This is a genomic window from Rhodovulum kholense, from assembly GCF_003053725.1.
GTDB lineage: Bacteria > Pseudomonadota > Alphaproteobacteria > Rhodobacterales > Rhodobacteraceae > Rhodovulum > Rhodovulum kholense.
The window spans coordinates 90,853-112,288 of sequence record NZ_QAYC01000006.1 but is presented as its reverse complement, the minus strand read 5'-3'; the positions used below and the strand labels follow the sequence as shown (position 1 = coordinate 112,288).

The following is a 21,436-nucleotide window of genomic DNA, read 5'->3' as shown; positions in this document are numbered from 1 at the left end:
CCGCGCACCATTGTATGCAGCACCATACCGCGAATTGATACAAGTCAAGGAAATCCGCCCCGATCCGCCCCATGGACGCGAATGATTCAAATTCCAACTCTAAGGATCGCTGCAATGAAGACCTCCCTGTTTGCCATTGCCATGACCGCAGCCGCTCTGGCCGGGTCCACCGCAGTCGCGCAGTCCAAGGGCGACTGGACCCTCGGCCTCGGGCTCGGCTACGTTCTGCCCAAGGACGACAACGGGACCCTTGCGGGCGCCGATGCGGATGTGGGCGACAACGCGCGTCCGACCATCACCTTCGAGTATTTCTTCGCCGATAACTGGGGCGTCGAGGTGCTGGGCGCGCTGCCCTTCAAGCACAACATCCATATCGAAGGCGTGGGCGACGCGGACACGCTGCAACTGCCCCCGGTGGTGTCGCTGCAATACCACTTCGTGACCAGCAGTTCGGTCACGCCCTTCCTCGGCGCCGGTCTGAACTACACGACCTTCTGGGATACCGACAGCGCGCTTGGCGATGTCGATATCGACGACTCCTGGGGGCTCGCGCTCCATGCTGGCGTCGATTACGCGATCGACGAACGTCACGCGATCCGGGCCGATGTGCGCTGGATCGATATCGACAGCGACGTCAAGCTGAATGGCTCGAAAATCGGGACCGCCCATATCGACCCCTGGGTCTTCGGCGTGTCCTATATCTGGAAGTTCTGACCCGCCCGGGCCAGTCCGCGCCCTGCCCGGATCGTTCCGGGCGGGGTATCGCATCCGATGACGCGCGCCCTGCTGCAGCCGGGCGCGCGGTCCTTCCGGGGTCCGCATCGGTTCCTCCCTGGCGGCACCGCCCGCATGACCCGATGCGAGACGGCGGCGCTATTTGGTTTCCATGTATTTCACCGCGCTTTCCATGAACATCGCGCGCGCGGCGATCTGCTTCATCGTGCAATTGGCAGCGGCGGTCATCCGGTAGGGCGTGCCGCGGCGCATCATCGCCTCGACCCAGCAGCGGGTCTTCTGCCAGGTATCCCATTGCTCCTGCTCGTTCTTCAGGTCGTTGACCATGGTCGCATGCAGCGGTTCGTTCTGGGTTTTCGCAAAGTCCTTGTCGGCGGTCTCGGCCAGGCCGAGCAGTTTCTCGAAGGCACTGTCCATGCGCGCCTTCCAGTATTCGCCTTCAGCCTGCTGGCAGGCGGCGATGTCGCTGACAGCGGGCGACTTCATCTTCTGAAAACAGGCGCGCGCGGATTCGCCCACGCAGGCGATGTCGGCGCCGGGCATCTTCTGCTTGTCCATGCAGGCCAGCGTCGCATCGGGCTTGAAGTCGTATTGCTGGGCCAGCGCGGGGGTGGCCGCGGCCAGCGCGGCGGCGAGGATCAGGGACAGTCGCATCTGCGTCACCTTCTAAAGTTGAGTCTATGACTCGCATTTAGTCCATCGCCTTCATCAATTCACGCCCCACCAGCATCCGCCGGATCTCGGATGTGCCTGCGCCGATCTCCATCAGCTTGGCGTCCCGGAACAGCCGCGCGACCGCGCTGTCGGCCAAAAATCCAGCACCGCCCATGGCTTGCACGGCCTGGTGCGCCTGTTTCATGGCCTCCTCGGACGCATAGAGAACGCAAGCCGCCGCATCCTGCCGCGTCACCTGGCCGCGATCACAAGACCGTGCGACGGCATAGACATAGGCGCGTGCCGAATTCATCGCCGTGTACATGTCGGCAATCTTGCCCTGCATCAGCTGAAAGCTTCCGATTGGCTGGCCGAACTGCTGGCGGTCGCGCAGATAGGGCATGATCTCGTCGAGACAGGCCGCCATGATGCCGGTGCCGATCCCCGCCAGCACCACGCGCTCGTAATCGAGCCCTGACATCAGAACCCGGACGCCCTTGCCCTCTTCGCCAAGGACATTCTCGAAGGGCACCTCGACATCCTCGAAGATCAGCTCGGCCGTGTTCGACCCGCGCATGCCGAGCTTGTCAAAATGGCGCGAGGTCGAAAACCCGGTCATGGTCTTCTCGACGATGAAGGCGGTGATGCCCTTGGGGCCGGCCTCGGGGTCGGTCTTGGCATAGACGACCAGCGTGTTGGCATCGGGGCCGTTGGTAATCCAGTATTTGGTGCCGTTGAGGCTGTAATAGCCGTTCCGTTTCTCGGCCCGCAGCTTCATCGAGACCACATCCGATCCGGCGCCCGCTTCGGACATCGCCAGCGCGCCGACCTGCGCGCCGGAAATCAGCCCAGGCAGGTATTTGCGCTTTTGCGCATCGGTGCCGTTCAGCTTGATCTGGTTCACGCAGAGGTTCGAATGGGCGCCATAGCTCAGCGAGACGCTGGCGGAGGCGCGGGCGATTTCCTCGACCGCGATGGTATGGGCCAGATAGCTCATGCCCGCGCCGCCGTATTCCTCTGGCACGGTGATGCCCAGAAGGCCCAGATCGCCCATCTCGCGCCAAAGCTCGGCCGGAAAGACATTGTCGCGGTCGATCGCGGCGGCCATCGGCCGGACCCGTTCCTGCGCCCAGCGGTGCACCATGTCGCGCAGCGCGCGGGTCTCGTCGTCTAGATCGAAGTCCATTGTCGCGGTGAACATCGCCCGGGCTCCTCCTCCCCAGCTTATTGAACGCTTGTTCATTTCCTAGCATCGACAGGGGTGCGGCGTCAATCGCCGTGGCAATGGGCGCGCCGATGCCTACGTTTAACCGGTAGTCAGACATGAGGACCGTCCGATGACCCGCCCTGCCCTTCTTGCCCTGCTTGTCGCAGTCCTGCCCATAACCGTTCCGCTTGCCGCCCCGGCCGATGAGGTCGGACGCGTGGGGGTGGACTGGACCGGCAACGATATCGTGATCGAGGCGATCCAGGACCCCGAAGTGAAGGGCGTGACCTGCCATGTCGCCTATTTCTCGCGCTCGATGCTGGACCGGTTGAGCCAGGGCAACTGGTTCGAGGACCCCTCGAACGCCTCGATCGCCTGTCGCCAGACCGGACCGATCGAGATCGGCGATATCGACCGCAGCCCGGAGGGCGAGGAGGTCTTTCGCCAAAACCGATCGCTGGTTCTGAAATCCCTGCGGATCAAGCGGATCTTCGACGAAGCGAACCAGACGCTGATCTATCTGGCCCATGCCCGCGAGCTGACGCAGGGGTCGGCCAAGATGTCGATCTCGACAGTGCCTCTGTTCAATTCCGGCGCGAACTAGGCCGGGGCGCAGACTATGGCTGGAGCGTTGCGGCCAAGACCCGACCCCGCATTGACAGGGTTGGGCGCGATCTGAACGGTGCATTTCGAAGGCGAACCGGTGGTCGCCATGACACCGCCTCGGGGAAACGCGAGGCCGGACCGTTTTCGCTTCCTCGCAGCTCGAAAGGTGGCGGGCGGTGCTCGATTCCGTTTGTCTCGCAGATCGGATCGAAACGCATCTGCGTGTAGGAGCAGGAAGCGGACCTGTTCCTTGGCGGCAAGCCGCACTGGAGACCTCTCGCCATTGTGGCTCGAACTGATGGCGTTCCGATGGCTCTGTCGGTCGGGATGGCGTGGATCTGAGAGCGAGCCACCACCAGCAGGTGATCCAGGAGCGCCCACGCCGTCCGCCTGTCGGCCTTTTCACCCCGTCGAGTGACGGCGCGGTCCGGTCGATGGCAACGAAGAGGTTCGCCATGGTGCCCCCATTGGTCCGAGTGCAAAGGCGGACGCTTGCCCGCGACGGACTGCGCCATCTGTCCGCGGACACAGGCGAGGGCCGATGGAAAAGCGCTTGAAACGCTGACGCTTGGGCTTGTCCTTTTGGGCATCCGGTTCCCGAGAGCTGCATGCGCCATGGAGCTTGAACCAGTGGCACATCATGGCTCATCGCCGAAGACAGCGCTGAAGCGGGGCAGTTGATGGATCGGGAGTTCGAAAGCCTGGCGGCAATCGTCCAGGGGCAGCACTGTGTGCCGACGGACCGCACCCGCCCTCGCCTCCTCGGCCTCACGGAGAACGGTTGAGCGCGAGTCCTTCGGCCCGGTCTTGCGATCCTCTGCCGTTTCGCGCGTGCTCCACTTCGCGACGGTCTGCGGGAAACCGATTCACCGGATCGTTTTCCGCTCCTCCTAACGACCCATCTCCCGGCTCAGCGCCGCAGTCGAAGCTTGCAGATAGCTGTATTGCTGCTCTGACCGCGTGCGTGGTCGAGGCGCAGCCGTGAACAACCTGTGCCATGGTGCGACTTTCCATTCCAACGAATGGACCGAACCATCAAACCGTCGGCTGAAACACCAAAGCGGACACAGCGAGCGAGGGTGCATCCGCCCCCATCCACGAGGCGGTAGTGGCCTCCTCCTGAGTCCCCTGACCGCGCCTTAGCGGTAGAGCGAGGCCATCAACCGTTCGGGCGCGTCGATCGGACCCTCGCCGGTCAGCAGCTGCGCATAGGTCGGATTGCTCAGAAGGCTGGCCAGCGACACCGGGCGGCCGTTCAGGAACGCCGTCTGGCTGACCAGCCGCACGCCATGGCTGTAGTCGGAGTAATAGGCGCCATGCACGGTGCTGAGCGGCTGGATCGGACTGCCGTCGCGCTTGTGCCAGCCATAAATTGCCACGCGACCCGGATGGCTGCGCAGGCGGTTGGTCAGCACCAAATCCTTCTTCTGCCCGGCCGTCAGCTGGCCCTCGCGACCGCCGGTCTGTCCTTCGACGGTCCGGTTATGCTGCAGGAAATAGCCGGTCGAGCTCATCTGCGCCCCGGCCGCCATCGGACGGGGGTCGAGCCGAAGCCCGGCCTGCGAATAGATCGCATCGACCATCCGGGTCGTCGGCAGCAGGAAGCCGAACCGGTCGGCGATCCGCGCCGCGGCGGGCAGGCCCATGGGGACGCGCACGAAATCGGCATCGCTGCCCAAGGCCAGATAGTCGGGTGTCACGCAGATCGTCACGTCGGCGCGTCCCCCGCCGGACAGCGTGCCCGAGACTTTGACCGGGGTCAGTTCGCGGAGGAAATGCGGGATATTCCCGGCCAGCGCCTGTTGCACGATCAGCGAGTCGCGATCACCGCCATGCAGCCCGTTCATCCGCGAGCCGACCTCGCGCCCGTCGAGCGCGCCGCGCCCACGGTTCGGGATGCCCCGCGCCAGCCGCATCGAGCAGCCATTCGCGCCGCGGGCGATGTCGGTATGGGCGAACGGTTCGGCCCGGGGGGCCGTGCCGCGGCGCTCCTCGGGAAAAAGGGTGCCGCGCGCCAGACGGGCCAGCGCCGCCGGACGGGTCTGGGGCCGCAGCGAGGCTTTCAGCCCCTGTTCGGCCCCGGCGGCCGGCGCGGCATCGGGCACCGCCGCGTCCTCCGGTGCGGTCTCGGGTGGGACAGGGGCGGCTGCAAGCGCAATCCCGGCGGCGGGCATGAGACTGGCGGCATAGGCCGCCGCGGCCGGCGGGATCGGACGCGCCTGGGGACGAACGCTGTCGACCGCGACCGTCTGCGCGACAGCCAGGAGGACGGGCCCGGCCGGGGGACTTTGCGGATCGGTGCCGGTCGCCTCCGGCAGAGCGGTGGCCGCAGTGCCTGCGGCGGCCCGGGGACGGGCATGGGGGCGCGGTGCGGCCTCATCCGTCAGGCTTGCGACGACATCGGTCGTGGCGGCCGGGGCCTCGGCGGTGGGACGCGGACGCGGGCGCCGGGCATCGCCCAGGGGTCCCGCGTCGCCGCCCTCGGCCAGAGGGCGCGGATGCGGCCGAAGCTGCGCCAGCTGATCCTCGGGTGTCTCGGGATCGGCACCGGGTCTGGCCGGAGGCGCGACGTCGGGCGCGCCCGCATAGACATGAAGACCGTTCGGCAAGGCGGTTCCCCCGGGTGTCGCCGGATAGGCGGCCAGCATCAGCCGTGCGGCCTGTTGGCCTTGCGCGGCGCGGGCCTCGGCCACGGGATCGAGCCCATCCTCGGCGGCGCCCATCAGCGGGACCAGCGGCGCGGGCCGGGTGACCGGCGCCAGAGGCTCGGCGCGGGTGGCATCGGACCCGACCAGAAGCACCGAGCCCTCGACCGGCGTCGCATCGCGGCCCAAAGCCAGAGCCGCCTCGGGAGCCCGGCCTTGCGCGGGGGGCACAGCGGTCACGGCCAGAACCGAAACCAGCGCGGTCAGCGCGGCCCCTGCAACGGCCAGGGCAGGGAACACGCGGACCCGCGCCCGGACGCCGGGCGCCAGACGCGAGAATGACAGGGCCACATCCGAAGCGCGTCGGTGGATCGACGGTTCGGCCTTGCCCTTCTGGGTGTGATCGGGGGTCATGGCGATTCCCTAGCCGCAGTCTGGTTCACCGACAAGCTGGCCCATTGACCTTGAAACAGGGTAAACGGCTTCCGCGGCGAAAAACCGCCAAGATGGCTTGCCACCGACCCCATGACTGGCAGAAACGCGCCTGTTTTCCTGGGAAATTCCGGATCGGCGGGCCCCCGCCGACAGACGCCGATACGGACACGACGATTTACCAGACCTCAACCGGGCCAAGCTGCCGCCCGGTTCGGGGCTCGAAATTGCCCCTTCGCGGCCCTTGTTGCTCTGCGGATAAAGGGCGCGACCGCCGGGACGGACCTCAGAACTCGAAATCGGGCAGGCTGTCGAGCGCCGATTTCAGCTCTTCGCCCCAGCCGGTCGAGATCTGCTCGAAATAGGGGTCATGGGCACGGATGCGGATGCGGCGGCCCAGTTGCAGGCTGTCGGCCTCATAGACCTGCAGATCGAAGGGCATGCCGACCGACAGATTGGCCTTGAGGGTGGAGTCGAAACTGACCAGCATCAGCTTGACCGCCTTCTCGAAGCTCATCGCCGGGTCATAGGCACGCACCAGGATCGGGCGGCCATATTTGGTCTCGCCGATCTGGAAGAAGGGCGTGTCGTCGCCGGCCTCGATGAAATTGCCTTCGGGATAGATCAGGAACAACCGCGGCGCGCCGCCCTTGATCTGGCCGCCAAGGATCAGCGTCGCGTTGAAAGCGGCATCGGCGCGCTGGCCGACATCGGCATGGGCCGCAATCACATCCTTCAGCGTCCGCGCCACCAGCCGCGCCGCCTGAAACATCGAAGGCACCTCGAAAAGCGACGGATCGCGCTCGCCATGCGCCTTGGTGCGTTCGTCGAGGATCGAGACCACCGACTGCGTGGTGGCCAGATTGCCCGCCGTCATCAGCACCAGCGCGCGGTCGCCGGGCTTTTCCCAGGTGAACATCTTGCGGAAGGTCGAGATGTTGTCGACGCCGGCATTGGTGCGGGTGTCCGACATCATCACCAGCCCGCGCTCGAGCATCAAGCCCACACAATAGGTCATCGCCGTCCCAGCCCCCGCACCGGCGCGCCAGCGCTATTGCTGGGCCACCTCGATCTCGACCGACAGCGCCTCTCCGGTGCCGCCCATGCGCGACCCGGTCACCGGCGCGGCCTCGGCATAGTCGAGGCCGGTCGCGACGCGGACATAGCGCCCGTCCGGCGACATCTCGTTCGACACGTCGAACCCGACCCAGCCCAGACCTTCGACATGCGCTTCGGCCCAGGCATGACTCGCCTCGTGCTGAACGCGGTCGCCGGTCATCAGATAGCCCGAGACATAGCGGGCGGGAAAGCCCATCTCGCGGGCGCAGGCCACAAAGACATGCGCGTGATCCTGACACACCCCCTTGCCCGCCGCGACGGCATCCTCGGCGGTCCAGTCCGGACGCGATACCCCGATTTCATAACCGACAGCCTCGTGCACCACCCGCAAAAGCGCGTGCAAACGGTCCAGATCGCCCTCGCCCCTGACCTCGCGCAGCAGCGCCCGGCACCCCTGCCCGGCCCGGGTCCGGGGCGTCACCCGGCGGAAGAGCCACAGCGGCGAGGGCCCGCGATGCGGTCCGATCACGCCCGAGGTATCCAGCACCTCGACCTCGCCCTCGCAGCGTACGACCAGCTCGGTCACGTCCTTCTCGAAGCTGATCAGCTCGACCGTATTGCGGTGATGGTCCTCGAAGCTCAGTTCCTTGCGCCCGCCCTCGACGGTGGTCCTCCAAGCGATCACCCGCTGTTCGGGACCGTTCTTGGGGGTCTTGCGCAACTGCTGAAGCCCGTAGATCACCGGGTCGTCGAAGGCGTAGCGCGTGGTATGCCGGATCTTCAGCCGCATCGGATCACTCGTAGAATCTGTAGTCTTTCTCGATCTGCTGGCCCAGCTCGTTCAGCGAGCCCAGCACGTCCTGCAGGAATTCATGCAGACCGTAATCGAAGATGGCGTCGATGTCGTGGGCGGTAAAGCGCTGCTTCAGCGACTCGGCCAGCTCGTGCGAGCGGTGCCGTTCGCCATAATCGAGCGCGAGGTATTCGAGGTTGTCGCGGATCTTGGTGACCGAGAATTCGAGGCTTCGCGGCATCTTGCGGTCGAGCACCAGGAACTGGGCGATGTCGCGCGGGCTGGCCTGGCTGCCATGCACCATCCGGTAGCCGCCCCGCGCCGACACCGCGCGCAGGATCGTCTCCCACTGCACGTTGTCGATCGAGGACCCCACCGAATAGACCGAGGGCAGCAGCACGTAATACTTGACGTCGAGAATGCGCGCGATGTTGTCGGCGCGTTCGAGGAAGGTGCCGATCCGCGCGAAATTGAAGATGTCGTTTCGCAGCAGCGTGCCCTGGGTCGTGCCCCGGACCAGCGCGGTGCGCTCCTTGATCAGGTCGATCACGGCCGGAAGGTCGCGTTCGTTCACGCGCCGGGCCAGTACGTCCTTCAACGCCATGTAGCAGCCGTTCATCGCCTCCCAGACATCGTGGGTCAGCGCGGTCCTGACCACACGGGCATTCTGGCGGGCCGAGGAAATCGCCGACAGCACCGAAGAGGGGTTCTCCTTCGCGCGCAGCATCCAGTCGATGGCGGCTTCCTTGGTGACGGCGTCATGGCTGCGGTTATAGGCCTTGGCCACGCCCGCGGTCTGCATCACCGAATGCCATTCGTCATCGGGGCTGTCGAGCCGGGTCAGCGCGATGCGCTGGCCGGTCTCGACCAGGCGCGAGGTGTTTTCGGCCCGCTCGATGTAGCGGTACATCCAGAAGAGCCCGTTTGCGGTCTTGCCCAGCATCGCGTCAGTCCTCGAGCACCCAGGTGTCCTTGGTGCCCCCGCCCTGCGACGAGTTCACCACGAGCGAGCCTTTCTTCAGCGCCACCCGCGTCAGCCCTCCGGGGGTGATCTTGATGCCCGCGGGGCTGACCAGCACGAAGGGACGCAGATCCACATGCCGGGGCGCCAGACCCTTCTGGGTGAAGATCGGCACCGTCGACAGCGACAGCGTCGGCTGGGCGATGTAGTTGCCGGGCTTGGCCTTCAGCTTGTCCCGGAAGGCCGCGATCTCCTTCTTCGAGGAGGTCGGCCCGATCAGCATGCCGTAACCGCCCGAGCCATGCACCTCCTTCACGACGAGGTCGTGCAGGTTGTCCAGCACATAGGCCAGCGCCTCGGGTTCGGAACAGCGCCAGGTCGGCACGTTTTCCAGGATCGCCTTCTCGCCCGTATAGAATTCGACGATATCCGGCATGTAGCTGTAGATCGCCTTGTCGTCGGCGATCCCGGTTCCGGGCGCATTGGCGATGGTGATCCGGCCCGCGCGATAGACATCCATGATGCCCGGAATGCCCAGCGCGCTGTCGGGATTGAAATTCAGCGGATCGAGGAAATCGTCGTCGACCCGGCGATACAGCACGTCGATCGGCCGGTAGCCTTCGGTCGTGCGCATCGCGACCTTGCCGCCGACGATCCTGAGATCCTGCCCCTCGACCAGTTCGACCCCCATCTGGTCGGCCAGGAAGGCATGTTCGAAATAGGCCGAGTTGTGGATGCCGGGGGTCAGAACCGCGATGGTCGGTTTCTCGTCCACATCGCCTGGCGCGCAGGCCGCCAGCGACCGGCGCAGGTCCAGCGGATAGGTCTGCACCGGCTGGACACGGTTCCGCGAAAACAGCTCGGGGAACATCTGCAGCATGGTCTCGCGGTTCTCCAGCATGTAGCTGACGCCGCTGGGCGTGCGGGCATTGTCCTCTAGCACGTAGAATTCGTTGTCGTCGGTGCGCACCAGGTCGATGCCCACGATATGGGTATAGACGCCGCCCGGCGGCTTGACCCCGATCATCTGCGGCAGGAAGGCGTCGTTGCGCGAGATCATCTCTTGGGGGATGCGCCCCGCCTTCACGATCTCCTGCCGGTGGTAGATGTCATAGAGAAAGGCGTTGATCGCCTGCACCCGCTGCTCGATGCCCCGCGACAGCTTCTGCCATTCGCGCCCCGAAATGATCCTCGGGATGATGTCGAAGGGGATCAGACGCTCCTCGGCCTCGGCCCGTCCATAGACGTTGAAGGTGATGCCTGTCAGCCGGAACACCTCTTCGGCCTCGCGCTGCTTGGCGCGCAACCGGGCGATATCCTCGCCCTCGAACCACTCGTGAAACCGCTCGTAGGGGGAGCGCAGGACCTGTTCGCGGCCCCACATCTCGTCGAAGGTCTGGCTCTCGTTCATGGCCTTACGCTATTTCCGCCCCGTGGCAGCGGCAATGGTTTCCCATCATCGAACGCGCAACAGAAATGCGGATGCCCAAAATTTATGCAACAACATGAGCCGTTTTTCCCGGCTCTCAAGGACATAGCCGGGAAAAACGGGTTGTAAAAGGTGGAACAGGACACCCTCAGGGTGCCCTGCCCCGGTTCGAGGATCGCGTCAGTCGCGCCCGAGGCTGCCCAGACCGTGGCCCGAAAGCCCGCCCGACACTTCTTCGGTTGCCTCCGAGGCAAGCTCCTCGGGCAGGATCAGGTTCAGCACGATGGCGATCAGCGCCGCCGGCAGCAGCCCGCTCGTCATCAGGATCTGCACCGACTCGGGCAGGTATTGCACCGCCTTCGGTTCCAGTTGCAGGCCCAGCCCCACCGACAGCGCGATGGCGAAGATCACCATGTTGCGGCGGTTCCAGTTCACGTCCGACAGCATCGAGATGCCCGCGGCCACGACCATGCCGAACATGACGATCACCCCGCCGCCCAGCACCTCGATCGGGATCGTCGAGATCACCGCCCCAACCTTGGGCACCAGCCCGCAGAGGATCAGGAAGATCGCACCGATGGTCACGACATGCCGGCTCATGACGCCGGTCATCGCGATCAGCCCCACATTCTGGCTGAACGACGTGTTGGGCAGCGCCCCAAAGGCCCCCGCGATGGCGGTGCCCAGACCGTCGGCATAGGTGGCGCCCGCGATTTCCTTGTCGGTCGCCTCGCGGCCCGCGCCGCCCTTGGTGATCCCGGACACATCGCCCACGGTCTCGACCGCCGAGACGAAGGCCATCAGGCAGAAGCCGACGACGGCCGCGAGGCTGAAATCGAAGCCGTATTTGAAGGGCAGCGGCACCTCCAGAACAGCGGCGCGGTCCCAGCTGGTCTCGATCCCGCCGAAGGTCACCATGCCGGTCGCGAGCGCAAAGAGATAGCCCGCGACGATCCCGACCGCGACGGCTGACACCGACAGCAGGCCGCGCGCGAAGAACTTCAGCCCGAGCGTGACGAAGATCACGACCAGCGCCGCCGACCAGTTCAGCAGGCTGCCATATTCGGGCGTATTCATCGCCGGGACGCCGCCCGCCGCATACTGGATGCCGACCTTGACCAGCGCGAGCCCGATCATCGTCACCACGAGCCCGGTGACCAGCGGCGGCAAGGCAAAGCGGATCTTGCCGATCACCGTGCCCAGCGTCGCGTGGAAGAGCCCGCCGACGAACACCCCGGTGAACAGCATCGGCAGAGCCTCCACCCCCTTGCCCGCCACCAGCGGGATCATGATCGGGATGAAGGCGAAACTGGTGCCCTGCACGATCGGCAGCCGCGCGCCCACCGGACCGAAGCCGATGGTCTGGAAAAGCGTGGCGATGCCGGCAAACAGCATCGACATCTGGATCATGTATTTCATGTCCGGAAAGCCCTGCGCCCCAGCCTCGGACCCGAAGCCGAAGCCCGCCGCGCCCGCAACGATGATCGCGGGCGTCACGTTCGAGACGAACATCGCCAGAACATGCTGGATGCCCAGCGGCACCGCCTTGTGAAGCGCAGGTGTATAGTTCGGATCGCGCAGCTGCTCTGGCGTCCCGATGGAGCTGTCTACAGCCATCGTTCCATTCTCCCTGTTGTTTTTCTTCGCCTACCCCCCGGGGGCGAGCGTAACCGTCACCGGCTCGGGCAGCCGGACTTCTTCAAGATTGGCACCCGGTCCGATGCGGTCGACGACCGCGAACAGCCCGGACCCGGAAATCGGGCACAGGACCCCGTGCCAGACATTCCGGCCGATATTGACTCCTTGCCCCGACCCCGCAACGAAGGCCCGGGGCGCACCCGGCCGACCGCCTGCATCTGGTGCAACAATGACCAGAAATTCAGCATTCTGCATGGGAATAAAGCATTGCGAGCCCAGCGGATGCCGTTCCAGCAGGCCGCAGTCATAGGGAAGGCTGCGGATTTCGGCGTTGAAAAGGCTGATGCCGGGTTGCCCGTCGACGATGTCGAGCGTCGCGAGGTCGCTATAGCGGCGGCAGAAGCCGTCGTTGATGATCTTGAACGCGCCGCCCAGCTCGACGACCTCGCCGAAGGGGGCGAAGTCCTCGGCGGTGATCGGTGCCGCCGTCAGCATCACAGGGCGCCCAGCGTCAGGGCCGGATGCCGGTTGACGTCCTTGTACAGCAGATAGCGGAACCGGCCCGGACCGCCCGCATAGCAGGCCTGCGGGCAGAAGGCGCGCAACCACATGAAATCGCCCGCCTCGACCTCGACCCAGTCTCGGTTCAGCTTGTAGACCGCCTTGCCCTCCAGCACGTAAAGCCCGTGCTCCATCACATGGGTTTCCTCGAAGGGGATCAGCCCGCCCGGCTCGAAACTGACGATGTTCACATGCATGTCATGGCGCAGGTCGGTCGGGTCGACAAAGCGCGTCGTCGCCCAGCGCCCCTCGGTCCCTGCCATCGCCACCGGCGCGATGTCGGCCTCGTTGACAAAGAAGGCCTCGGGCGTATCGATGCCTTCGACTGCGGCATACCGCTTGCGCACCCAGTGAAAGCGCGCGGACGACTCGCCGGGGTTCAGCACCGTCCAGTCAGCCCCCGGCGGCAGATAGGCATAGCCCCCCGCCGTCATCAGATGCGGCAGGCCGTCGAGCCTGAGATCGAGCGCACCGTCGGTGACGAAGATCACCCCTTCGGCGCCCGGATCGGGCTCGGGCCGGTCCGATCCGCCGCCGGGACCCACCTCCATCACATATTGCGCGAAGGTCTCGGCAAAGCCTGTCAGCGGCCGCGCGATGATCCAGGCGCGGGTGCCCGTCCAGTGCGGCAGGTTGCTGGTCACGATGTCCCGCATCACGCCCCTGGGGATCACCGCATAGGCCTCGGTAAAGACAGCGCGACCGGTATGCAGCATGTCCTGCCCGGGATGGCCGCCGAGGTTCGAGAAATATCCGGTCATTGCGGCAGCATCTCCTTCAGGCGCAAAAGCGCGATCCGTTCCACCTGGGCGCAGGCCTCGGCAAATTCGGCCTCGGCGGAGTTTTCCAGCCGCCGCTCGAACGCCGCCATGATGCCCGCCTTGTCGTGATCCTTCACCGCGATGATGAAGGGAAAGCCGAAGCGGTCGGCATAGCGGCGGTTCAGGTCCTCGAACCGCGCCCGCTCGGCGTCGCTCAGAGTGTCGAGCCCGGCCGAGGCCTGTTCGGCCGTCGACGCCTCGGTCAGCCGTTTCGCGGCCGCAAGCTTGCCCGCCAGATCCGGGTGCGCCTTCAGCACCTCCAGCCGCTTTTCGGCATCGGCCGACCGGAAAACGCGCGCCAGCGCGTTGTGCAGCCCGACCGCGCTGTCATGGACCGGCCCAAGCTCCAGATCGAAGGCGCCGTCGGCAATCCAGGGCGAATGCTCGAAAACGCCGCCGAACCGCGCGACGAAGGTGTCACGGCCCATCTCGGTGGGCCGGTCCCAATCCACCGGCGGGTTGACCCGGGCCCAGTGTTCGGCGATGTCGAGCCGCCGCGCGACCCAGACCCCGTCGAAGCCCGAGATATAGTCGAGGAACCGTTTCAGCGCCGCCAGCCGCCCCGGACGCCCGGCCAGACGGCAATGCAGCCCGACCGACATCATCTTCGGCGCCCCCTCCAGCCCCTCAGCATAAAGCGTGTCGAAGCTGTCGCGCAGATAGGCGTAGAACTCGTCGCCGGACCCGTAGCCTGCCGCCACCGAAAACCGCATGTCGTTGGCATCGAGCGTGTAGGGGATCACCAGCTGCTGCCGGTCGCCTACCTTCTTCCAGTAGGGCAGATCGTCGTCATAAGTGTCCGAAACATAGGCAAACCCGCCCTCCTCGGCCGCCAGCTGCACGGTCTGCGCCGAACAGCGCCCCGTATACCAGCCGCGCGGCCGCGCGCCGGTGACCTCTTGATGCAGCCGGATCGCCTCGGCCATATGGGCGCGCTCGTCGGTCTCGGCATAGTCCTTGTATTCGATCCATTTCAGGCCGTGGCTGGCGATCTCCCAGCCTGCCTCCTGCATCGCGGCGACCTGTTCGGGCCCGCGCGCCAGCGCCGTCGCGACCCCGTAGACCGTGACCGGCATGTTTCGCGAGGTGAACAGCCGGTGCAACCGCCAGAACCCGGCCCGCGCGCCATATTCGTACATCGTCTCGATGTTCCAGTGCCGCTGGCCCGGCCAGGGCACCGCGCCCACGACCTCGGACAGGAAGGCTTCGGAGGCCGCATCGCCATGAAGGATGCAGTTTTCGCCGCCTTCCTCGTAATTGATGACGAACTGCACGGCGATCTTGGCGCCGTTCGGCCAGTGCGGGTGGGGCGGCGTCGCGCCATGGCCCCGGAGGTCGCGCGGATAGCGGGTCAAGGTGTCCTCCTTCGGAATACTTTCGCATAAACCAGGATGAACATGCCGTCTTTCAAGAATTGCCTGAAAGTCTTTCGGGGTCTTCCGTGGTTCCGGCCTTTCGGGCCATAAGTGATCTATCGGCCCGAAGCAGCGCGAGGACAAGATGCCCGGATATCTGACCACCCACGTCCTGGACACCGCCACCGGCGCCCCGGCCGCGGGGCTGAAGATCGCCCTTTACCGCGTCTCGGGCAATTCGCATTGCAAGATCGCCGAGACCGTGACCAATGCCGACGGCCGCACCGACGCCCCGATCCTGCCGCAGGACAGCTTCAAGGCCGGCACCTATGAACTGGTCTTCTTCGCGGGCGACTACCTGAAACGCGCGGGCCTCGCGGGGGGCGAGGTGCTTTTCCTCGACCAGATCCCGATCCGCTTCGGCATGGACGACCCGGAGGCGCATTACCATGTGCCGCTGCTGCTGTCGCCCTATGGCTATTCGACCTATCGCGGCAGCTGATAGATCCGGTTGCGGGCGCGCAGCGCCGTCTTGATCCGCCCGGCCATGAACTCGATGAACAGCCGGCTTTTCGGGTCCTGATTGCGCTTGTGCGGAAAAAGGCAGGCAAGCCGCGCATCGGGCGGCGGGGTCTCTTCGCAGACCGGGATCAGCGCGCCCGAGGCCAGATGCTCGGCCACGTCGAAGACGGGTTTCAGCACCACGCCGCGCCCGTCCAGCGCCCAGGCAGTCAGCACATCGCCGTCATCGCAGGCATAGGGCCCCTTGACGTTGAAGGCCTGCGGCCCCTCGGGCGTCTGCAACGTCCAGCGAAACTCGCGCGAGCCGGGAAAGCGCAGCAGCAGGCAGTCATGGCCCTGCCCGATCAGGTCGGCCCCGGTCCGCGGCAGACCCCGCCGCGCGATATAGGTGGGCGCCGCGCACAGCACCCGCGGGCAATCGCCAAGCGACCGGACCTTCAGCCCCGAATCCGGCAGATCGCCCAGCAGAAAACCGATATCGAGCCCTTCTCCCGTCAGATCGACCCGCCGGTCCGAAAGCCTTAGCCGCACATGGATGTCCGGGTACTGGTCCTGAAACAGTACCACATTGGGCGCGATCAGCCGCCGCCCAACCCCCAAAGGCGCCGAGACGTACAGCGAGCCCCGCGGGTGATGGGTGATTTCCTGCACCGCGGCCTCGGCCTCTTCCAGCGCCTCGAGCACCTGCACCGCCTTGGGATAGTAGATCCGCCCCTGTTCGGTCGGCTGGATCGAGCGCGTGGTCCGGGTGAACAGACGAATGCCCAGATGCCGTTCCAGATCCGCGACCCTGGAGGACGCCACCGCCGCCGAAACCTGCAGATCGCGCGCGGCCGCCGACATGTTGCCCAATTCGTAGACACGAACGAACATGCGGATATTGTTGATGCCGGCCACGCTCTATTCTTCGGGATTTCTTGAAACTGCTCGGGATAATCGGGAATTATCAGAAAGCCGGTCCCGCGTATAGCCTGCGGCCAACTCAGGGAGAACACCCATGTTCGACATCGCGCTGGTCTGGGACTGGCTGGAATTTGCCGTGCGCTGGCTGCATGTCATCGCCGGAATCGCCTGGATCGGATCGTCCTTCTACTTCATCGCGCTCGATCTGGGTCTGACGAAGGACCGCCCCCTGCCCGAGGGCGTTCTGGGCGAGGAATGGCAGGTTCATGGTGGCGGTTTCTACCATATCCAGAAATACACGGTCGCGCCCGCGCATATGCCCGAGCATCTGACCTGGTTCAAATGGGAGGCCTACTGGACGTTCCTGTCCGGGCTGATGCTGCTGGCGCTGGTCTACTGGATGGGGGCAGACCTCTTCCTGATCGACTATGACAAGATCCAGTGGGCGCCCTGGCAGGCCATCGCGCTGTCGGCTGGCTCGCTGACCATCGGCTGGATCTGCTACGACCTGCTCTGCCGCAGCCCGCTGGGCGGGCGGCCCACGGTGCTGATGCTGATCCTCTTCGCGATCATCGTGGCGATGGCCTGGGGCTACACCCAGATCTTCACCGGCCGCGCGGCGCTGCTGCATCTGGGCGCCTTCACCGGCACGATCATGGTGGCCAACGTCTTTCTGGTCATCATGCCGAACCAGCGCGTGGTGGTGGCCGATCTCAAGGCTGGCCGCACCCCCGACCCGAAATACGGCAAGATCGCCAAGCTGCGCTCGACCCACAACAACTACCTGACGCTTCCGGTCCTCTTCCTGATGCTGTCGACCCATTACCCGCTGGCCTTCGCAAGCGCCTATAACTGGCTGATCGCAAGCCTTGTCTTCCTGATGGGAGTCACGATCCGGCATTTCTTCAACACCAAGCATGCCCGGAAGGGCCGCCCCTGGTGGACCTGGGCCGCGACCGCCGCGATATTCCTTGCCATCGTGGCGCTGTCCCTGGTGCCGACAAGGACCGCGTCCGACGCCCCCGAAACCGCCACCCTTCCCGCGCCGCTGGCACGCGTTGCGGCGGCCGAAGGCTTCGACGAGGTCCGCGACATCGTCGAAAGCCGGTGTTCGATGTGCCATACGGCCGAGCCGCTCTGGCCCGGGCTCGGTCAGGCCCCGAAGGGGGTGCGGCTCGACAGCACTGGCGGGATCGCGCTCCATGCCCGCGACATCTACCGGCAAGCAGGGCTGACCCGGGCGATGCCGCCCGGCAACGTGATGATGATGGCCCCCGAGGAACGGGCCAGGATCGTCGCATGGTACCAGGGAATCGACCGGACACCCCGCTGACGCGACCGGTCTTTGACACCTCTCCACGCCACGCGCTTTGGCCTTGCGGCGCGCACACGACCGGACAGTCCGGCCCGGGAAGCCCGGGCCTAGAAGAACACGTCTTCCCCGCCGCTGGCCTGGGCGACGGCACAATCGGGCGGCGGGGCCCAGCACAACCGTTCGCATAAGTCGCGATGCAGCACGCGTTCCTCGTCCATCGTGTAAAGCTCCCAGGCAGTGCGCAGCACCTCGGGGTCAGGACTGGCCAGAGGTGCGGCCGCCTCGGCATCGGGCAGAGAGGCGGCGATCCGGCCTAGGACCGACTGCAGATCCTCACAGGTCTCGGGAATCTTGTCCCGCAGCGAGGTCAGCAAATGGCCCGTGCCCCGGCTGACAGCCTGCCCCGCGCTGAAGACCTCTTCCAGTTCGATGGCCATCTGAGAGCCGGAACTCTCGATCTCGGCGATGGCGGTCGCAAGCCGCGACCGGATCCCGTCAACCAACGCCGAAATCCGCTTGTCGGTCGCGGCAAGCGACTTCCAGACCATCCCGAATTCGCCAGCCGCCCCGGCGGCGAGATGACGCAACTGCGTCGCGATCTCGCGAAGCGCATCGCCGTCATCGCCCAGTTCGCCACAGGCCAGCACCGCATTGGTGCCCACCAGACGCAGATCCTCGGCCAGCGACGAGATGTCGTTCAGGACTTTTCGCAGCCGCTCCATCTCGGACAAGAGAAGCTCGGATGCCTCAAGCATGACCGTGCGCCGGTGGCGGATCTCGTCGACACGCGCCTCGACGGACCGGACCCGGTCGTGCATCATCCCGAACAGGTTCAGTCGATGCCGTTCCGAACCGGCACCGGAACTGCCGGCAATATCCTCGAAACGCGAGACCCCGTCGCGCAGGCCCAGCAGAATGCTGGCGGTTTCGGTCGCAAGGTCGGCATGAGCCCCGACAAGCTGAGCGCGCGCCAGTGGCGCCAGCGCCGGGTCGCCGCCCGGACCGTTGGCCATCTCGAGGATCTGGCCGGCGTGGTCGATCCGCTGACTGGCACGATCACCCGCCTGAAGGCTGACGATCAACTGGCCGAAATCGTCCTTCAGCCGCTCCATGGTCAGGGCCAGCGGACGCCCGAAAGCCGTTTCGTTGCGCCTTTCGCCCCGGAAGGCAGAGACCATCTGCCCGACCTCGACAAACTTTGGCAAAAGCGTCGCCACCTCGCGCCGAAGGCTGGGCAGGTCGCTATGGCCGAGAACCGCCAGACAGACCGAAATACGTTCGGTGACGGCCGCAACGTCGGAGACGATCGCGTCGGAATGACCCACAAGATCGCGGGCGCTTTCCGCAAAGGCTTCCAGACGCATATGCCGCGTGCTCAGCGAAAACACATAGATCCGCGCATTGGTGGCCACGAACTTCATCGTCTTCAGCTTGCGAGCTATGTCAGTGATCGTGGCGCCCAGCTTCTCGATCATGGAACGAAGTTCGGTCACGTTCCGGGCGCCGGCCAGCAGGTCGGCATCGAGGGCTCCGGCCGAGGTCTGCAGCCGGTCTGCATAGACTCCGACCGCGTCCAGCACGTCCGGAGCCCGGTTCACCAGATCGCCCAACGGCGCGGTCAGGGCCTCGATCTGTTCGTCCATCGACACCAGCGACCGGCCAGCCGCCAGAAACGCCGCCTCGACCTCGCGGCGCAGCACATGCACCTCGGCGCCGCCAGTATGGCGGGCCCCATGCTGGGAAAGAGTTCGCGAATGGGCAGTCACGGCAAGGCCTTTCTGTCTTCCCGGGTCACGCGGGCAGTAATCTCGCGGGCGATGTCACCAAGCGTGGCCACACGGTCGACCGCGCCTCGTTCCACGGCGGCCCGGGGCATGCCGTACACGACGCAGCTGGCCTCGTCCTGAGCCAGGGTCCAGGCGCCGGCCTGATGCAGCTCGGCCATGCCCTGGGCTCCGTCATCGCCCATGCCGGTCAGGATCGCCGCTACGGCTCCGCCCCCCGCGGCCTGCGCCACCGACCGGAACAGCACATCGACAGACGGACGATGGCGCGCCACACAGGGGCCGTCATGCAGTTCGACCCGGTAAAGCTTGCCGCTGCGCCGCAGGACCAGATGGCGGTGGCCGGGCGCAATCACCGCGACCCCCGGGGTCAGTACCTCGCCCGTCTCGGCCTCCTTGACGTGAAGGCGGCAGGTCAGGTTGAGCCGGTCGGCAAAGGCGCGGGTAAAATGCTGGGGCATGTGCTGCACGACCGCGATGGGCGGCAGCCCGGAGGGAAGCGCCTCCAGCACGACCTTCAGCGCTTCCGTGCCGCCGGTCGAGGCGCCGAGGGCGATCACCGGCGGCCCCGAGAACCCCGGCGCGGTCGCAATGCGCGGCAGGATCACATCGGCAGTGTGGCGTTCGCCGACCTGGATCGGCCCGGCTGCCGCGGCTGTCTTGGTCGTCCGGGCGCGCGGATGACGGGATTGCACCGCTGCCCGGATCGCGTCCGAGATCCGCACCGCCGCCTCGCGCCGCTCTTCGGGGGTGGCCACGCTGGGCTTGGCCAGAACTTCGGCCGCGCCAAGTTCGAGCGCCTTGAACGACGCCTCGGACCCCGACTTCGTGAAGGCGGAAATCACCACTACCGGCAGCGGACGCTGGCTCATGATCTTGCGAAGGAAGGTCAGCCCGTCCATCCGCGGCATTTCCAGATCCAAGAGCAAGACGTCGGGCAGGCGGTCGCGCATCATCTCGACCGCGACGAAGGGATCGGGTGCGGCGCCGATCAGGTCCAGCCCGGGATCTTCGGCGATCAGCTTCTTGAACGCTATCCGGATCGAGGCGCTGTCGTCGATCAGAAGAACGCGGATCGGGTCTGAGATCTCGGAACGCGGCATGTCACTCGGCCTTTACGAAGGTTGCAGGGCCGACCTGCCGGAGGTCGGAGCAGTGGGCCACCATCGATTCCGAATGGCCAAGATAAAGCGTACCGCCCGCCGCAAGATGCAGCGCAATATGGTCGATGAGGCGGGTCTGGTCCTCAGCCGAAAAGTAGATCAGCACGTTGCGCAGGAAGACCACGTCGATATCCGTGTCGATCGCAAAGTCGAAATCCATCAGGTTGAGTTGGCCGAAGCAGACCCGGCGGCGCAGTTCGGGTACGATCCGCCAGCTGCCCCTGAGATCGCCATGGCCCTGCATCATCCAGCGCCGGCGATCTTCCGGACGAAGCGGCCCCAGCATCGATTCGGGGTAGATCGCCCGGCGAGCGACAGCCAGAACCTCGGTGTTGATATCGGTCGCGAGGACCGCCCAGTTGAACGCCCCGTCCCGTTCGGCAAGCGAGGCCAGGCACATGGCGATGGACCAGGCCTCTGCTCCGGTCGAGGCGGCAGCGGACCAGACCTTTACGGGTTGACCGGTCCCGGAGCGCCGCGCAATCGCGGCGGGCGCGGCAACGTCCATCAGATGATCGAAATGGGCGGGTTCGCGGAAGAAATCGGTCTTGTTCGTGGTGACGGCATCGAAGATTGCCGTGCGTTCCTCATCGAGCGCGCCATCCTCGAAGAGGTGCCTGAAGTAGCCGTCGAGATCGGAAATGCCCAGCTGCGACATCCTCCGGCGCAGCCGGCCGTCCACCATCGTCCGTTTCGCATCCGACAGCCGCACGCCGATCTCGGCCTCGACGAAAGCCGCGAAGCGGGCAAAGTCGCTGGCGGTGCGGCGCGGCGCGCCGCGGCGCGCCGCGCCGTCCGGATCGTTGGCCTCATCGGCAGGGAACGGCGACAGGATCGACATCGGACCGGTCTC

Annotated in this window: 19 protein-coding genes; 4 read left to right on the top strand and 15 right to left on the bottom strand. The window is 65.7% G+C overall.

All coding sequences use genetic code 11. The features are described from left to right. Positions 1–114 precede the first annotated feature (114 nt). Positions 115–714, top strand: a complete 600-nt coding sequence (locus tag C8N38_RS09875; protein WP_108026813.1) for an OmpW/AlkL family protein — start codon at positions 115–117, stop codon at positions 712–714. 159 nt (positions 715–873) lie between these two features. Here the strand turns inward: C8N38_RS09875 and C8N38_RS09870 are convergent, their stop codons facing one another. Together C8N38_RS09870 and C8N38_RS09865 are read right to left on the bottom strand one after the other, a co-directional pair. Beyond that, complete coding sequence (locus C8N38_RS09870) at positions 874–1,389, bottom strand: lysozyme inhibitor LprI family protein (protein ID WP_108026811.1); 516 nt, start codon at positions 1,387–1,389, stop codon at positions 874–876. A gap of 37 nt (positions 1,390–1,426) precedes the next feature. Then, a complete protein-coding gene (locus C8N38_RS09865; protein ID WP_108026809.1) occupies positions 1,427–2,590 on the bottom strand; it encodes an isovaleryl-CoA dehydrogenase in 1,164 nt (387 codons plus the stop codon). A gap of 136 nt (positions 2,591–2,726) precedes the next feature. Here C8N38_RS09865 and C8N38_RS09860 point away from each other — a divergent pair, with 136 nt between their 5' ends. Then, a complete protein-coding gene (locus C8N38_RS09860; RefSeq protein WP_108026807.1) occupies positions 2,727–3,200 on the top strand; it encodes a CreA family protein in 474 nt (157 codons plus the stop codon). A 1,141-nt stretch (positions 3,201–4,341) separates the two neighbouring features. Here the strand turns inward: C8N38_RS09860 and C8N38_RS09855 are convergent. The 9 genes from C8N38_RS09855 to puuE form a co-directional block, all read right to left on the bottom strand. Then, the gene (locus C8N38_RS09855; protein WP_108026805.1) at positions 4,342–6,261 is read right to left on the bottom strand and encodes a hypothetical protein; all 1,920 of its coding nucleotides are present in this window, start codon (positions 6,259–6,261) and stop codon (positions 4,342–4,344) included. A 304-nt stretch (positions 6,262–6,565) separates the two neighbouring features. Continuing rightward, positions 6,566–7,297: a proteasome-type protease gene (locus C8N38_RS09850; RefSeq protein WP_108026802.1), complete on the bottom strand. Its 732-nt coding sequence runs from the start codon at positions 7,295–7,297 to the stop codon at positions 6,566–6,568. A gap of 33 nt (positions 7,298–7,330) precedes the next feature. After that, positions 7,331–8,128, bottom strand: a complete 798-nt coding sequence (locus C8N38_RS09845) for a transglutaminase family protein (protein WP_108026800.1) — start codon at positions 8,126–8,128, stop codon at positions 7,331–7,333. Between the two features lie 4 nt (positions 8,129–8,132). Beyond that, on the bottom strand, positions 8,133–9,074 hold the full coding sequence (locus C8N38_RS09840; RefSeq protein ID WP_108026797.1) for an alpha-E domain-containing protein: 942 nt from the start codon (positions 9,072–9,074) through the stop codon (positions 8,133–8,135). A 4-nt stretch (positions 9,075–9,078) separates the two neighbouring features. Then, positions 9,079–10,503: a circularly permuted type 2 ATP-grasp protein gene (locus C8N38_RS09835; RefSeq protein ID WP_108026794.1), complete on the bottom strand. Its 1,425-nt coding sequence runs from the start codon at positions 10,501–10,503 to the stop codon at positions 9,079–9,081. A 198-nt stretch (positions 10,504–10,701) separates the two neighbouring features. Continuing rightward, a complete protein-coding gene (locus tag C8N38_RS09830; RefSeq protein WP_108026791.1) occupies positions 10,702–12,138 on the bottom strand; it encodes a uracil-xanthine permease family protein in 1,437 nt (478 codons plus the stop codon). Between the two features lie 30 nt (positions 12,139–12,168). After that, a complete protein-coding gene (locus tag C8N38_RS09825) occupies positions 12,169–12,654 on the bottom strand; it encodes an ureidoglycolate lyase (protein WP_108026789.1) in 486 nt (161 codons plus the stop codon). Beyond that, positions 12,654–13,481, bottom strand: coding sequence for a bifunctional allantoicase/(S)-ureidoglycine aminohydrolase (locus tag C8N38_RS09820; RefSeq protein ID WP_108026786.1), 828 nt, complete (start codon positions 13,479–13,481; stop codon positions 12,654–12,656). The genes C8N38_RS09825 and C8N38_RS09820 overlap by 1 nt, the downstream gene beginning before the upstream one ends. Continuing rightward, entirely contained in the window at positions 13,478–14,896 is a 1,419-nt protein-coding gene (puuE, locus tag C8N38_RS09815; protein ID WP_108026783.1) for an allantoinase PuuE, read from the bottom strand. The genes C8N38_RS09820 and puuE overlap by 4 nt, the downstream gene beginning before the upstream one ends. A gap of 145 nt (positions 14,897–15,041) precedes the next feature. On the opposite strand from puuE, the gene uraH reads away from it, so the two are divergent. Beyond that, positions 15,042–15,398, top strand: a complete 357-nt coding sequence (gene uraH, locus C8N38_RS09810; RefSeq protein WP_108026780.1) for a hydroxyisourate hydrolase — start codon at positions 15,042–15,044, stop codon at positions 15,396–15,398. On the opposite strand, the gene C8N38_RS09805 is transcribed toward uraH, so the two are convergent. Next, the gene (locus C8N38_RS09805; protein WP_108026777.1) at positions 15,383–16,315 is read right to left on the bottom strand and encodes a LysR family transcriptional regulator; all 933 of its coding nucleotides are present in this window, start codon (positions 16,313–16,315) and stop codon (positions 15,383–15,385) included. The genes uraH and C8N38_RS09805 overlap by 16 nt on opposite strands. A gap of 100 nt (positions 16,316–16,415) precedes the next feature. On the opposite strand from C8N38_RS09805, the gene C8N38_RS09800 reads away from it, so the two are divergent. Continuing rightward, a complete protein-coding gene (locus C8N38_RS09800) occupies positions 16,416–17,654 on the top strand; it encodes a urate hydroxylase PuuD (RefSeq protein WP_108026774.1) in 1,239 nt (412 codons plus the stop codon). Between the two features lie 89 nt (positions 17,655–17,743). Here C8N38_RS09800 and C8N38_RS09795 read toward each other — a convergent pair whose 3' ends face one another. From C8N38_RS09795 to C8N38_RS09785, 3 genes are read right to left on the bottom strand one after another with little or no spacing between them, the layout of a single operon-like run. Then, positions 17,744–19,402 (bottom strand): hypothetical protein, encoded by a 1,659-nt coding sequence (locus C8N38_RS09795; RefSeq protein WP_108026771.1) that lies wholly within the window; start codon positions 19,400–19,402, stop codon positions 17,744–17,746. After that, positions 19,399–20,523, bottom strand: coding sequence for a protein-glutamate methylesterase/protein-glutamine glutaminase (locus tag C8N38_RS09790; protein WP_108026755.1), 1,125 nt, complete (start codon positions 20,521–20,523; stop codon positions 19,399–19,401). Before C8N38_RS09790 ends, C8N38_RS09795 begins: the two co-directional genes overlap by 4 nt. A gap of 1 nt (position 20,524) precedes the next feature. Further along, positions 20,525–21,424 carry a CheR family methyltransferase gene (locus C8N38_RS09785; protein WP_108026743.1) on the bottom strand — a complete coding sequence of 300 codons (900 nt, stop codon included), beginning with the start codon at positions 21,422–21,424 and terminating at the stop codon, positions 20,525–20,527. Between the last annotated feature and the right edge of the window lie 12 nt (positions 21,425–21,436).

Bases quoted from the DNA above. Each gene is read 5' to 3' on its own strand.
- C8N38_RS09790 (WP_108026755.1), bottom strand. From the start codon at position 20,523: ATGCCGCGTTCCGAGATCTCAGACCCGATCCGCGTTCTTCTGATCGAC.
- C8N38_RS09845 (WP_108026800.1), bottom strand. From the start codon at position 8,128: ATGCGGCTGAAGATCCGGCATACCACGCGCTACGCCTTCGACGACCCG.
- C8N38_RS09860 (WP_108026807.1), top strand. From the start codon at position 2,727: ATGACCCGCCCTGCCCTTCTTGCCCTGCTTGTCGCAGTCCTGCCCATA.
- C8N38_RS09830 (WP_108026791.1), bottom strand. From the start codon at position 12,138: ATGGCTGTAGACAGCTCCATCGGGACGCCAGAGCAGCTGCGCGATCCG.
- C8N38_RS09785 (WP_108026743.1), bottom strand. From the start codon at position 21,424: ATGTCGATCCTGTCGCCGTTCCCTGCCGATGAGGCCAACGATCCGGAC.
- C8N38_RS09835 (WP_108026794.1), bottom strand. From the start codon at position 10,503: ATGAACGAGAGCCAGACCTTCGACGAGATGTGGGGCCGCGAACAGGTC.
- C8N38_RS09825 (WP_108026789.1), bottom strand. From the start codon at position 12,654: ATGCTGACGGCGGCACCGATCACCGCCGAGGACTTCGCCCCCTTCGGC.
- C8N38_RS09875 (WP_108026813.1), top strand. From the start codon at position 115: ATGAAGACCTCCCTGTTTGCCATTGCCATGACCGCAGCCGCTCTGGCC.
- C8N38_RS09800 (WP_108026774.1), top strand. From the start codon at position 16,416: ATGTTCGACATCGCGCTGGTCTGGGACTGGCTGGAATTTGCCGTGCGC.
- C8N38_RS09850 (WP_108026802.1), bottom strand. From the start codon at position 7,297: ATGACCTATTGTGTGGGCTTGATGCTCGAGCGCGGGCTGGTGATGATG.
- uraH (WP_108026780.1), top strand. From the start codon at position 15,042: ATGCCCGGATATCTGACCACCCACGTCCTGGACACCGCCACCGGCGCC.
- C8N38_RS09820 (WP_108026786.1), bottom strand. From the start codon at position 13,481: ATGACCGGATATTTCTCGAACCTCGGCGGCCATCCCGGGCAGGACATG.
- C8N38_RS09865 (WP_108026809.1), bottom strand. From the start codon at position 2,590: ATGTTCACCGCGACAATGGACTTCGATCTAGACGACGAGACCCGCGCG.
- C8N38_RS09855 (WP_108026805.1), bottom strand. From the start codon at position 6,261: ATGACCCCCGATCACACCCAGAAGGGCAAGGCCGAACCGTCGATCCAC.
- C8N38_RS09840 (WP_108026797.1), bottom strand. From the start codon at position 9,074: ATGCTGGGCAAGACCGCAAACGGGCTCTTCTGGATGTACCGCTACATC.
- C8N38_RS09870 (WP_108026811.1), bottom strand. From the start codon at position 1,389: ATGCGACTGTCCCTGATCCTCGCCGCCGCGCTGGCCGCGGCCACCCCC.